This window comes from Streptomyces sp. NPDC057424, from assembly GCF_042803315.1.
Classification (GTDB): domain Bacteria; phylum Actinomycetota; class Actinomycetes; order Streptomycetales; family Streptomycetaceae; genus Streptomyces.
In genome coordinates this window covers 1-12,429 of sequence record NZ_JBHVCP010000044.1, presented here as the reverse complement: position 1 = coordinate 12,429, position 12,429 = coordinate 1, and the positions used below count along the sequence as shown (strand labels likewise).

The window sequence follows — 12,429 nt, the reverse complement described above, 5'->3', positions numbered from 1 at the left end:
CGGCTTCCCCGGCCCGGGGCCGCTCATGCTGTGACCGTCACAACCCGGCCGGGCGCCCATGGGGCGGCGGCACCCTGGGTACTCAGGGGCCGAGGGCAGCGGACGGCGCACGCGCCGAGGGTCACAGAGACGGCGGCACCAGGCACTGCGGAGGTACGGATGCGGCGGACGGCCCCGGAAGGTCACGGCCCCGTACGGTTCGGGCCGCCGCTCCCCGAGGACGGGCTGCACGTCCTGCCGGAGCTGTCCGCGGTGCTCGCCGCCGCCGCGTCCCGGGGCGGCCACGAGCCCGTCGGCGGCGGCCGGGCAGTGCGCGAGGCCGCCTGCGGCTACTGGGACCGGCGCGGACTCACCTGCGACCCCGGCCGGGTGGCCGCCGCCCCCGGCTCGCCCGCCCTGCTGCTCGCGCTGACCGCGGCCCTCGGCGGCGACGTCCTCGTACCGAGACCCTGCGCCGCCTGGTGGGCGCCGTACGCACGTCTGCTGGGGCGCCCCGCCTTCCATGTGCCGACCCCGCCCGAGAGCGGCGGTGTTCCCGACCCGTACGCGCTGCTGGAGACCGTGCGCCGGGTCCGCGCGGAGGGGGGCGACCCGCGACTGCTCGTACTGTCCGTCGCCGACGACCCCACCGCGACCGTCGCCCCTCCCGAACTGCTCCACGAGACCGTCGAAGCCGCCCAGGGCGAGGGCCTGCACCTGGTCAGCGACGAGACCTGGCGCGACACCCTGCACGAGCCGCGCGACACCGTGCTGCTCAGCCCCGCCGAGATGGTGCCCGACCGGGTCACCGTCGTCACCGACCTGGCCGGTGCCCTGCTCCCGCCCGGCTGGCCGGCCGCCGTGGCCCGCTTCCCGGCCGGGGAGGACGGCGAGGACCTCCATGCGCGCGTGCTCGACGTCCTCACCGCCCTCGACTCCAGCGTCGCCGCTCCCGTCGCCGCGGCGGCCGCGTACGCCCTGGGCGAGCCGGAAGCCGTCACGGCGCGCATGGCTGCCACTGCGCGCCTGCACGCGCTCCTGGCCGCCGAGGCGCACGCCGCCGTCGTCGCCGCGGGCGCCCTCGCCCGGCCCCCGCGCTCCGGCCGCCACCTGTACGTGGACCTGGCCCCGCTGCGCCCCGCGCTGACCGCGCACGGCGTCGGCGACGCACAGGAACTGGAGGACTTCCTCACCGCACGCCTCGGCATGCCCGCCCCGGGCGGGCACCGCTTCGGCGACGATCTCGAAGCCCCGCGCGTGCGGCTTTCCACCGGCGCACTGGTGGCCGGCTCCGCCACGGAACGCGCGGAATGCCTCACCTCGCCCACTCCGTTGGAACTGCCGCGGGTGCAAAGCGCGTTGATCCAACTGAAGTCGGTCTTCGACGATCTCCGCGACGACGCTCAGCGATGGGAGCCTCCTCGATGACGCAGCAGTCCGAGTCGACCACGAGCACGACCACCCGGGAATCCGACGAACCCGCGCTCCCGTCATCCCTCGCAGCCCCGTATCCACCCCTGGCCGAACCCCGGCCGCTGGCCGAGCGGCGGGTGTGGCCGCGCACCTTCCACGACCGGCTGACCGCGCCGCTCCCCGGCCTGAGGGCCATGGCCCGCTTCGCCCGCGAGGGCGCGGTCAGACCGGGCCCGGAGGGCCTCGCCGACATCCCCCGGCTGCCCTACGCCCCGGCCCCGCTGCCCCGCGTCGACGCCCGCACCGTCGCCGTCACATGGGCGGGACACGCCAGCTGGGTGCTGCGCATCGGCGGACTGACCGTCCTCACCGACCCGGTCTGGTCCCGCCGTATCCTCGGCACCCCGGCCCGCATCACCCCCGTGGGCGTCCCCTGGGAGGACCTGCCCCGCGTCGACGCCGTCGTCATCAGCCACAACCACTACGACCACCTGGACGCCCCCACGCTGCGCCGCCTCCCGCGTGAGACCCCGGTGTTCGTCCCGGCCGGGCTCGCCCGCTGGTTCCACCGCCGCCGCTTCACGCGAGTGACGGAGCTCGACTGGTGGGAAGCGGCCGAACTGGACGGCGTCCGCTTCGACTTCGTGCCGTCCCACCACTGGTCCAAGCGCAGCCTCACCGACACCTGCCACAGCCTGTGGGGCGGCTGGGTCCTCACCGACCGGGACGGCCGGAGCGTCTACTTCGCGGGCGACACCGGCTACGGGCACTGGTTCTCCCGCATCGGCCGCCGCTACCCCGGCATCGACCTGGCGCTCCTGCCCATCGGCGCCTACGACCCCCGCTGGTGGCTCCGCGACGTCCACTGCGACCCGGAGGAAGCGGTCCGCGCGGCCCAGGACCTGGGCGCGAGCCGGATGGCCCCCATGCACTGGGCGACGTTCGTCCTCTCGGCGGAACCGGTCATGGAACCCCTGACGCGCGTGCGGGCGGCATGGGAGAAGGCGGGCCTGCCCCGCGAGGACCTGTGGGACATGCCGGTGGGTGCCTCACGGGTGCTGACCGGGGACTGACCTCGAGGGACGCGGGGAACCGGGCGGGCAACCACCGGACGCCCGACGGCGCTACCGAACCCGCCGCACCACACTCGGCACCGCGCTGATCAGCAAGGCCAGCCCGATCGCCGCCACGACACCCTCCCACGGCTCGTCGAACAACGCCCCCCCGAGCACGCCGATCAGCTGATACGTCGCGGCCCACGCCAGACAGGCCGGGAAGTTCCCCCGGGCGAAGCGCCGCATCGGCCACTCCGCCAGCAGACAGGCCAGCATCACCGGGATACGTCCCGCGGGCACGAGCCGCGACAGCACCAGCACGGCGACACCGTGCCCGGTGAGTTTCTCCTGTGCCTGCTCCAGCCGGTCCTCCGGCGCCCGCGACCGGATCGCCTTCAGCCACCGCGACCCGTTCTTCGACTTCAGCCCGCGTCGCCCCAGCCAGTACAGCGCCGCATCGCCCAGGAACGCCGCCAGCGACGCCGTCACGAACACCATCGCCAGCGAGAACGGCGCCGTCTGATGGAGGGCGACCACCGCCGCCGAACTCACCAGCGCCCCCGTCGGAATCACCGGCACCAACGCTCCGGCCAGCACCAGCAGAAAGAGCGTCGGATACCCGATCGCCTGCTGCGTGGACTCCGGAACGACCGACGCCGGTGTGACGGCCGACACCGCGAGCAGCGGCGCGAGCGCCAGGTGCGCGGACCAGCTCACCGCGCGGCCTCCAAGCGCACGCTCTCCCCGTGCCCGAGCCGGTGCACGGCCACGGCCGGCGCGTGCCGGGCCGCCAGCCGGACGAACTCGTCCCCCGGCGCGTGGAACTCGTGGGGACGCACGGCGTCCATGCCGATCGGCCAGTACGTGCCGTAGTGCACCGGTACCGCGCTGCGCGGCGCCAGCCGCTCCAGCGCCTGCGCCGCCCGGTCCGCGTCCAGGTGCCCCTCGCCCAGGTACGGCCCCCAGCCGCCCACCGGCAGCAGAGCCACCTCGACCGGCCCGACCTCCTTGGCCATGTCGTCGAACAGCCCGGTGTCCCCGGCGAAGTACGTCCGGGCCTCGCCGGCTATGACGTAGCCGAGGGCGGGGGAGCGGTGCGGTCCGAACGGCAGCCGCCGCCCGTCGTGCCGCGCGGGCACGGCTCGTACGACGATGTCGCCGACCGGGGTCTCGTCCCCGGGAGCCACCTCGCTGATCCGCAGGTGTGCGAGCCGGCGCAGACCCGGCACGGCCCGGCGCGCGCCCCGGGGCACGAGCAGGCGCGTGCCCGGAGCGAGCCGCATCAGCGACGGCAGGTGCAGATGATCGGCGTGCAGATGCGACACCAGCGCCACGTCCGCCCGGGGGGCGGCGCCCGGGGGCGGCAGCGCTCCGCGCCGGCGCCGCAGGTGCGCGAGCCGGCGTGCGAACAGGGGATCCGTGAGCACGCGCACGTTCGAGTCCTCGACGGTGCAAGTGGCGTGACCCCACCAGGTGATCTCCACCGGCACTCCTTTGCCTCCTTCGCGCGACTCCCCCGAAGCCTACGTGCAGGGGTAGGGTCGGCGGCGAAACCGGAGGTGAGGGGGGACGCCATGGTGGCGGTGCGGGTCACGGCGATCGCGAGTCTGACGCCGCTGGAGGAGCTGGACGACAATCCGTTCCTGGTCGACTCCCGCAGTCAGCACGCGATGTGCGCCCGCTGGGCCGCCGAGCGCGGCTACGTGGTCAGCCGGGAGTTACTGGTCCGGGGGCTGCGGCCGGACCACGGCGTGCTGTGGGACGGCGTCCGGCCCGGCCTCGACCTGTTCGTCGCGCCCAGCCGGCGGGTACTGGAGAGCGCGCTCGCCTCCGTCGAGGAGTTCACCGCCGAATGTGCCCGGCGGGGTGTACGCGTCGAGACCGTGGGGCATGCGGAGCCTTTGTACGACGCGGCGATGAAGGCCTGTGTGCACCGGCGGCTGTCGATGCCGACGGCAGGCTACGACGGGCGCTGACGCCGTCCCCCACAGGGTGTGATCCGGGGACGAAACCGCCCGGCCGGGCGTTGAGACACTGTGGGGGAGGCCCGCTACGGCTGCGGGCCAGGGACGTGAGGTGGCGGGGCGTGCGGGGCGTGCGGTGGCGGCGGGTCGCCAGTCAGGTGGGGCGGAGCGTCGCCGTGTGGGCGGTCTCCACCGTCACCATGCTCGTGCTCGCCGGGATCCTCCCGGACTTCCGGCTCCGCTCGGAGAACGGCGACAGCGCGACCGACATCGCCGTCACGGCGGCCTTCGGCGCCGGGGCCTTCGGCCTGCTGTCGGCCGTGGTGTGGCCGCTGCTCGTCCGGCTGCTGCTCCTCGTACCGGCGCTCGTCCTCGGGCTGCTGGTGTTCTTCCTCAACGGCGCCCTGCTGCTGCTCGCCCTGCGCCTCAACCCGGCCGAGCGCGGCGCCGCAGCCCCCGAGACCGCCGTCGTGGTCGCCGCCGTGATGTCGGCCGTGGCGTCCGCGACCGGCGCCGCCCTGGCCGTGCGGGACGACGACGCCTACCGCCGCAGGCTGTACCGCCTCTCCGACCGCCGCCGCCGGACCGGGCCGCCCTCCCCCGCCAGCCCCGGCACGGTCTTCGTGCAACTCGACGGCGTCGGCCACGACACCCTGCTCGACGCGGTCGGCAAGGGCCTGATGCCCACCGTCGCCCGCTGGCTCGACATAGGCGACGGCGGCCGCCCCACCCACCGGCTCACCCCCTGGCGCACCGACTGGTCCAGCCAGACCGGCGCCAGCCAGCTGGGCATCCTGCACGGCAGCAACCACGACGTCCCCGCCTTCCGCTGGTACGAGAAGGACACCCGCGAAGTGGTCGTGTGCAACCGCCCGACCAGCGCGGCCGAACTCCAGCGCCGCGCCGTCGACTACGCGGGGCACGGCGGGCTGCTCGCCGTCGACGGCGCCAGCCGCGGCAACCTGTTCAGCGGCGGCGCCGAGCAGCAGGCCCTCGTGCTGTCCATCGCCGCCCGCCGCCGCAGCCGGGAGAACCGCTCCCGCGCGGGCTACTTCGCCTACTTCTCCGACCCGGCCAACGCCGTGCGCACCGCGCTCTCCTTCATCGCCGAGGTGGCCCGGGAGACCGGCCAGTCCACCCGGGCGCGGCTGCGCAAGCAACGACCCCGCGTCTCCCGCGGCGGCCTCTACCCGCTCGTCCGGGCCTTCGCGACCGTCGTCGAGCGGGACGTCGTCGTCGCCGCGGTGACGGGCGACATGCTCGTCGGCCGCACGGCCGTCTACGCCGACCTGGTGGCCTACGACGAGGTCGCCCACTACTCCGGCCCGGCGAGCCGCGACGCGCAGAAGATCCTCGAACGGCTCGACCGCTCCCTCGCCCTGATCGAGAACGTCGCCGAACACGCCCCGCGCCCGTACCGGATCGTCGTGCTGTCCGACCACGGCCAGAGCCCCGGCGAGACCTTCCGCTCCCGCTACGGCCTCACTCTCGGAGACCTGGTGCGGGCCGGCTGCGGCATGCCCGTACCGCGCAGGGCGGAGCGCACCCGCAGCGGGGCGGAGGCCCGAGCCGCCGTGCGCGCCGCGCTGCGGATCCCCGTGGAGGAGGCCGGTGAGCAGCACCGCCCCGTACGCCGCGAGGAGCCGATCGTGCTGGCCTCCGGCAACCTCGGCCTGGTCTCCTTCCCGGACGTCCCGCACCGGATGAGCAAGGAGGAGATCGACGCCCGCCACCCCGCGCTGCTGCCGACCCTCGCCAACCACCCCGGCATCGGCTTCCTGCTGGTCCGCAGCGACGAGCACGGCGGTGTCGTCCTCGGCGCGTACGGCGCCCAGATCCCGCTGGCCGACCTCGACGACAACCCGGGCCCGCTCGCCCCGTTCGGGCCGGGCGCCGCCGACGCGGTACGCCGAACGCACTCCTTCCCGCACACCGCCGACATCATGGTCAACTCCTTCCACGACCCGGCCGACGGCGAAGTCCTCGCCTTCGAGGAGCAGATCGGCTCCCACGGCGGCCTCGGCGGCGCCCAGGGCAGACCCTTCCTGCTGTCGCCGCTCGGCATCTCCGCACCGGTCGGCGAGGGCGAGGAACTCGTGGGCGCCGAGCACGTGCACCGGGTGCTGCGGCGCTGGCTGCGCGAGGCGAACGGACCGCAGGTGCCGCTGGAGGCCACCGAGGAGGAGCGCGCCGCCTGAAATTCGGCTGCGCCCACCGGGCCGTACGCCCACACTGTTCGTACCGGACGCCGCACACCTGCGCGTCCCTTTCGAACACCCCCGAGGAGTTGCTGCTTTGCAGGCAGCCGTCACCGTCACGCCCGCCCGCATTCCCGACCTGCTGCTCGGCCTGGCCACCGTCCGGCCGGTCTTCATCTGGGGCGCGCCCGGCATCGGAAAGTCCTCCCTGGTACGGAACTTCGCCGAGTCCCTGGGCCTGGAATGCGTGAGCCTGCTGGGCACCCAGCTCGCCCCCGAGGACCTCATCGGCGTGCCGCAGATCCGCGACGGCCGTTCGGTGTTCTGCCCGCCGGAGACGATCGCCCGGGACGAGCCGTACTGCCTGTTCCTGGACGAGCTCAACGCGGCCACGCCGGATGTGCAGAAGGCGTTCTACTCGCTGATCCTGGACCGCCGGATCGGCAGCTACGAACTGCCCAAGGGGTCGATCGTCATCGGCGCCGGGAACCGTGCCACCGACAACGCCCTCGCCCGGCCCATCGCCTCCGCGCTCGTCAACCGCCTCGCGCACGTGCACCTGGAGGCCTCCGCGAAGGACTGGCTGATCTGGGCCGGGAGCAACGGCATCCACCCCTGGATCGTGGACCACCTCACCGACCGGCCGGACCACCTGTGGTCCAAGCCGCCGAAGAGCGAGGAGCCGTTCTCCACGCCCCGCTCCTGGCACATGCTCTCCGACGCCCTGCACTCCTTCGGCCGGGACCTCGACGAGGAGACCCTGAAGGTCCTCGCGCACGGCACGCTGACCCCGGCGCACGCGACCGCCTTCTGTGGCTACGTCAAGATCGTCCGCAGCCGGTACGGCATCGAGGCCATCGTCAAGGGCGACGCCCGCTGGCCGAACCGGCCGGAGGACCGCGACCTGCTCTACTACCTCGCCGAGTCCTTCCGCGGCCGCCTGGTCAAGGACCTGCCCGCGAGCAAGGAGCACATGTCCGCGAACGGCCGGCAGACCGCCTACCGCGCCAAGTCCCTGCTGGTACAGCTCGCCGAGATCTCCGTCGAGGTCGCCCAGACCGTCATCGCCTCCGACAGCGACGGCAACCCCGTGCTGCCCTCCTGGTTCCTCGTCGAGGCGGCGCGGGACATGCCCCGGCTGGTCGAGGCCCGCCGGTGACCCGGCGCCCGGCCAACAGGAAGAAGCGGGACCTCGCGGGCGAGGCCTTCGCCGAGGGCATGCGGCTGATGAGGGCCAACCCCGCCCTCGCGGCCGTGGAGTTCGACGTCTGCCGTCACGAGGAGTGCCGCTTCGCACCCCGCGACGGACTCGTCGTCGTCGACTCCGACGGCGATCTGCACGTCCACCCGCTGCGCCTCGCCGAGCCCGCCGCGTGGGCCTGGGCGCTCGCCCACGCCGTCCTCCACCTCGGCTTCGGGCACGTCCCGGCGGTCAAGGGCGAACGCGTCCAGCCCGACCGCCACGACCTCGCCGCCCGCTGCGTCGTCGTCAACCGCTTCCTGCTCGGCTTCACCATCGGCGAGACCCCCGAGCATCTGCCCGCCTCCTACCCGGACGGCGACGAGGAGCAGCTCGCCGTCCGCTGGCGCCGCGACGGACTGCCCGCCGTGTACGAGCGCTGCGGCACGGCCGGCGACGAGCCCGACCAGGTGCTGACACGCTGGGCGGGCTGGTCCCAGCCGCCCGACTGGCAACTGGCCTTCGCCACCGCTCTGACCCGGACCGTGTCCGCCGCGATGGACATGGCGGGCGGCCGCCGCGACAGCCTGGACGGCGAGGCACCCCGGCCGCGCCCCTGGCAGCAGGCCCTGAGCTGGTTCATCTCCTCCTATCCGCTGCTCGGCGGCATCGCCTCCGGCATCAAGCTGGTCGCCGACGCCGAACTCGCCCGCGCCCACGGCATCGCCATCGCGGCCGTCGACGCGGAAGCGGCCGAGATCTACATCAACCCGCTGCGCCGGTTCGACGACGAGGAGTGGCGGTTCGTCCTCGCCCACGAGATGCTGCACGCCGCCCTGCGCCACGGCGACCGCTGCGGCGCCCGCGACCCGTACCTCTTCAACGTCGCCTGCGACTACGTCGTCAACGGCTGGCTGACCGAGATGCAGGTCGGCAGCATGCCCGACGGGCTGCTGCACGACCCGGAGCTCGCGGGCCTGTCCGCCGAGGAGGTCTACGACCGCATCACCGGCGACCTGCGCCGAAAACGCCGGCTGGCCACCCTGCGCGGCAAGGGCGTCGGGGACATCCTCGGCGGCCCCCTCGGCCCGCCCCGGGACTACGTCGACCTCGACGCCTTCTACCGCCGCGGTCTCGCCCAGGGCCTCGACCTGCACCAGCGGCAGGAGCGCGGTTTCCTGCCCGGCGGCCTGGTCGAGGAGATCCGCGCGCTCAGCCATCCCCCACTGCCCTGGGACGCCCGACTGGCCCGCTGGTTCGACGAGTTCGTGCCCCGCCCCGAGCCCGTCCGCTCCTACGCCCGCCCCGCGCGGCGCCAGGCGGCCACCCCCGACATCCCGCGCGCCGGACGGTACTTCCCGCCCGAGGAGATCGCCCGCTGCACCTTCGGAGTGGTCCTGGACACCTCCAGCTCCATGAACCGCGTGCTGCTGGGCAAGGCGCTGGGAGCCATCGCGTCCTACGCCGAGGCACGGGACGTGCCGGCCGCCCGGGTCGTGTTCTGCGACGCGGCCCCGCACGACGCCGGCTACCTGCCCGTCACCGAGATCGCCGGCCGGGTCCGCGTGCACGGCCGCGGTGGCACCGTCCTGCAGCCCGGCATCGACCTGCTGCAGCGCGCCGACGACTTCCCGCCCGGCGCGCCCGTCCTGCTCATCACCGACGGCTGGTGCGACGTCCTGCGCGTGCGGCGCGAGCACGCGTACCTGATCCCGCAGGGTGCGCGGCTGCCGTTCACCGCCAGAGGTGAGGTCTTCCACGTGAGTTGAGCCGTAGTGTGATCGGATGGGGGACACGGGGCCCGGAGACGGGCCCGCACGCGAGTCCGCATGCGAAAGGAAGAACTCGTGGCTACCACGCGCTCCGCACACACGGTCTGGGAAGGCAACCTGCTCGAGGGCAACGGTGTCGTCACCTTCGACTCCTCCGGTGCCATCGGCGAGCAGCCGGTCACGTGGGCCTCGCGCGCCCAGGAGGCGAACGGCAAGACCAGCCCCGAGGAGCTGATCGCGGCCGCCCACTCCAGCTGCTTCTCCATGGCCTTCTCCAACATCCTCAACAAGGCCGGGACGCCGCCCACCAAGCTCATCACCTCGGCCGACGTCTCCTTCCAGCCCGGTGAGGGCATCACCGGCATCCACCTCACCGTCGAGGGCACCGTCCCCGGCATGGAGGAGGAGGCCTTCCTCGCCGCCGCCGAGGAGGCCAAGGTCGGCTGCCCGGTCAGCCAGGCCCTCAAGGCCACGCCCATCACGCTGACCGCCAAGCTCGCCTGACCTGCCGCATCTCCCCGTCGCGCGGGCCCGCCCACCAGGGGCGGCCCGCGCGTCGTCGTCGGTTCACCACCGCCGGCCGGGGTATGAACCAGACGCCTCGAACCGCCGGGCCGGAAGGAACGCGATGCTGCCGGGAACGTCCACGAACGCGACGGTGCTCGACTCCGCCACCCGTGACCGGACCCGCGTCCTGCTGCTGTTCAGCCTCTCCGGACGCCTCCGCCCCCGCAACACCGCCCTCGGCGCCCTCGTCGACCGCTACGACTACGGCCGTTTCGCCTCCCACCTGATGACCAGCGAGGACGTGCTGCCCGTTGCGGTCCTCGACGAGCAGGTCGCGCCCCGGCGGCTGCGGCTGCCGCACGGCGACCACGGCCTGGGACTCGCGTCCTTGCGGATCCTCGTCGTCACCACTCCCCGCGGCGACGCCACCCTCGTCGTGGACTGCGCGTTCGTGGGCGAGACCACCGCCGGCGACCTCGCCGTCTGGCTGGCCACCACCTGCTTCGACCGGGAGCGGATCGAGCTCGACGACCGCCCGTTCCTGCAGACACTGACCGCCCGGCTCGGCGGCCGCCCGCTCGCCCTCGGCCAGAACGTGCACCAACTCGTCTTCCCCGGCGGCCGGTTACAACGGGAACTGCTCAGCGCCGACGAGGCCCGCAAGGCGATCCTGCTGAACGAGCTCGTCTACCGCGGCCGGATGCCGTGGAACCCCGCCACGCCCTACGACGCGAGCCTCGCGCCGCACCTCAGGAACCACGGCCTCACCCTGTCCGCCCTCGGCCGGGGCGTATCCGTCCAGGCCGGCTGGGCCCCGCACGTGGAGAACGGCCTGGTCCTCGTCGCCGTAGGCATGCTCTCCGCCCTGGCCGTGCTCCAGCGGACCCGGCTGGCGGCCTTCGCCATGATGAAGGCCAACGAGCAGGCTCTGACCGACTCGCCCACCGAGATCCGCACCCTGATCTCCCGCCTCTCCGCGGGCGTCAACGAACTCCAGCTGGACCTGGCCTTCGGCGTCGAGGCCTACGTCGACAGCCTGCTGATCCCCGAGATGGTCACCGAGGCCTTCCAGTCCTCGCTGCGCGACACCCTCGGCATCCGCGACAGCCTGGAGAACTCGGCCCGCATGGTCGAGCGCCTGACCTCGGTGATCAGCGCCCGCTCCGCCACCCTGGACGCCGAACTCGCCGAGCGTGACGACCGCCGCGACCGCACCGTCTCGGGCCTTGTCGCCGCGGCCACCCTGATCGCCCTGCCTCCGACCCTGCTGCTGGCCTTCTTCGGCGTGAACGGCACGAACGTCGACGAGCACCGCTCCATCCTCGACCTGCGCGTCTACGGCACCGCCTACGCGCTGGCCTGGCTGCCCTTCGTCGTGCTGGTCGTGATCGGCTGGATCCTGCTCAGACGGGTCAGCACCCGCTCCGGCTCGCTGCTGCCCGCGCCCGACGACGGCTTCGCCCCCGTACCGCCTCCCCGCTCGCCCTCCGGGAACCGACGACCATGACGCCACACCCCGCCGTCTCCGCCCACCGGGGCGGCTCCGAGCGTGCCCAGCCCGCGACCTGGGAGGCGTACGAGGACGCGATCGAGTCGGGTGCGGAGTACGTCGAGTTCGACATCCGCCGCACCGGGGACGGTGTCCTCGTCGTCCACCACGACCCGCGGACCGGCCCCGCCGGGCCCCCGCTGTCCGTGCTCACCCACGCCGAGCTGTGCGAGCGGGCCGGATACGCCGTGCCCGTGGTGGACGAGGTCATGGCGCTGATCGCCGGGAAACTGGTGGCCCACCTGGACCTCAAGGAGGTCGGCTACGAGCAGGAGGTGATCGACCGGGCGGTCGCCCTGCTCGGTGCGGACGGGCTCGTCGTGACGACGCTGGAGGACCGGTCCGTGGCCGCCGTCACCCGGCACTTCCCCGGGGTGCGCACCGCCCTGTCCCTGGGGCGTGACCGCAGGGAGCTGGCGCCGGCCCGGCTGCCCGGGACCCGGCTGAGCGAGCTGTTCCCCGCCCGCCGCATCCGGGCCTGCGGGGCGCACGGCGTCGCCGTGCACCAGCGCCTGGCCAGGACCAACGTGCTGCGCGAGGCGACCCGGCACGGCCTGTTCACCATGGTCTGGACCGTCAACGACGACACCCTCATGCGGGCCTTCCTCGCCCACCCGCGTGTCGACGTGCTCGTCACGGACCGGCCCCGGCGTGCCGTGGCGCTGCGCGGGCCAATCACCCCATCGCGGCATTGACAATGGCGCACTCAAGTTTTGTGCTGGAGTGTGTGGAGAGTCGTCGCCCTGGCGGAAGGGGACAGCGATGGGACGAGCGGTCGGAATCGACCTCGGAACCACGAACTCGGTGGTCGC

At 73.7% G+C, this 12,429-nt stretch carries 11 protein-coding genes; 9 read left to right on the top strand and 2 right to left on the bottom strand.

The genetic code is table 11. From position 1 onward, the window contains the following. Nucleotides 1–159 precede the first annotated feature (159 nt). Nucleotides 160–1,407 (top strand): aminotransferase class I/II-fold pyridoxal phosphate-dependent enzyme, encoded by a 1,248-nt coding sequence (locus ACFU3E_RS28320; RefSeq protein WP_384164120.1) that lies wholly within the window; start codon nucleotides 160–162, stop codon nucleotides 1,405–1,407. After that, nucleotides 1,404–2,465 carry an MBL fold metallo-hydrolase gene (locus ACFU3E_RS28315; protein WP_384164117.1) on the top strand — a complete coding sequence of 354 codons (1,062 nt, stop codon included), beginning with the start codon at nucleotides 1,404–1,406 and terminating at the stop codon, nucleotides 2,463–2,465. Before ACFU3E_RS28320 ends, ACFU3E_RS28315 begins: the two co-directional genes overlap by 4 nt. Nucleotides 2,466–2,516: 51 nt before the next feature. On the opposite strand, the gene ACFU3E_RS28310 is transcribed toward ACFU3E_RS28315, so the two are convergent. Next, entirely contained in the window at nucleotides 2,517–3,146 is a 630-nt protein-coding gene (locus ACFU3E_RS28310) for a DedA family protein (protein WP_384164257.1), read from the bottom strand. 14 nt (nucleotides 3,147–3,160) lie between these two features. Next, complete coding sequence (locus ACFU3E_RS28305; protein WP_384164114.1) at nucleotides 3,161–3,937, bottom strand: MBL fold metallo-hydrolase; 777 nt, start codon at nucleotides 3,935–3,937, stop codon at nucleotides 3,161–3,163. 84 nt (nucleotides 3,938–4,021) lie between these two features. Between ACFU3E_RS28305 and ACFU3E_RS28300 the strand changes: the two genes are divergently transcribed. From ACFU3E_RS28300 to ACFU3E_RS28270, 7 genes are all read left to right on the top strand, one after another. Continuing rightward, the gene (locus tag ACFU3E_RS28300; RefSeq protein WP_384164112.1) at nucleotides 4,022–4,423 is read left to right on the top strand and encodes a hypothetical protein; all 402 of its coding nucleotides are present in this window, start codon (nucleotides 4,022–4,024) and stop codon (nucleotides 4,421–4,423) included. A 110-nt stretch (nucleotides 4,424–4,533) separates the two neighbouring features. Beyond that, nucleotides 4,534–6,609 carry a phage holin family protein gene (locus ACFU3E_RS28295; protein ID WP_384164109.1) on the top strand — a complete coding sequence of 692 codons (2,076 nt, stop codon included), beginning with the start codon at nucleotides 4,534–4,536 and terminating at the stop codon, nucleotides 6,607–6,609. Nucleotides 6,610–6,706: 97 nt separating this feature from the next. Next, on the top strand, nucleotides 6,707–7,768 hold the full coding sequence (locus ACFU3E_RS28290) for an ATP-binding protein (protein ID WP_384164106.1): 1,062 nt from the start codon (nucleotides 6,707–6,709) through the stop codon (nucleotides 7,766–7,768). Nucleotides 7,769–7,827: 59 nt separating this feature from the next. Further along, the gene (locus ACFU3E_RS28285; RefSeq protein WP_384164255.1) at nucleotides 7,828–9,558 is read left to right on the top strand and encodes a hypothetical protein; all 1,731 of its coding nucleotides are present in this window, start codon (nucleotides 7,828–7,830) and stop codon (nucleotides 9,556–9,558) included. A 78-nt stretch (nucleotides 9,559–9,636) separates the two neighbouring features. Further along, the gene (locus tag ACFU3E_RS28280; protein WP_384164103.1) at nucleotides 9,637–10,065 is read left to right on the top strand and encodes an OsmC family peroxiredoxin; all 429 of its coding nucleotides are present in this window, start codon (nucleotides 9,637–9,639) and stop codon (nucleotides 10,063–10,065) included. A gap of 124 nt (nucleotides 10,066–10,189) precedes the next feature. Beyond that, on the top strand, nucleotides 10,190–11,575 hold the full coding sequence (locus tag ACFU3E_RS28275) for a hypothetical protein (protein WP_384164100.1): 1,386 nt from the start codon (nucleotides 10,190–10,192) through the stop codon (nucleotides 11,573–11,575). Next, nucleotides 11,572–12,312, top strand: a complete 741-nt coding sequence (locus tag ACFU3E_RS28270; protein WP_384164097.1) for a glycerophosphodiester phosphodiesterase family protein — start codon at nucleotides 11,572–11,574, stop codon at nucleotides 12,310–12,312. Before ACFU3E_RS28275 ends, ACFU3E_RS28270 begins: the two co-directional genes overlap by 4 nt. The last annotated feature ends 117 nt before the right edge of the window (nucleotides 12,313–12,429 follow it).

Bases quoted from the DNA above. Each gene is read 5' to 3' on its own strand.
- ACFU3E_RS28320 (WP_384164120.1), top strand. From the start codon at position 160: ATGCGGCGGACGGCCCCGGAAGGTCACGGCCCCGTACGGTTCGGGCCG.
- ACFU3E_RS28315 (WP_384164117.1), top strand. From the start codon at position 1,404: ATGACGCAGCAGTCCGAGTCGACCACGAGCACGACCACCCGGGAATCC.
- ACFU3E_RS28300 (WP_384164112.1), top strand. From the start codon at position 4,022: ATGGTGGCGGTGCGGGTCACGGCGATCGCGAGTCTGACGCCGCTGGAG.
- ACFU3E_RS28285 (WP_384164255.1), top strand. From the start codon at position 7,828: ATGCGGCTGATGAGGGCCAACCCCGCCCTCGCGGCCGTGGAGTTCGAC.
- ACFU3E_RS28275 (WP_384164100.1), top strand. From the start codon at position 10,190: ATGCTGCCGGGAACGTCCACGAACGCGACGGTGCTCGACTCCGCCACC.
- ACFU3E_RS28270 (WP_384164097.1), top strand. From the start codon at position 11,572: ATGACGCCACACCCCGCCGTCTCCGCCCACCGGGGCGGCTCCGAGCGT.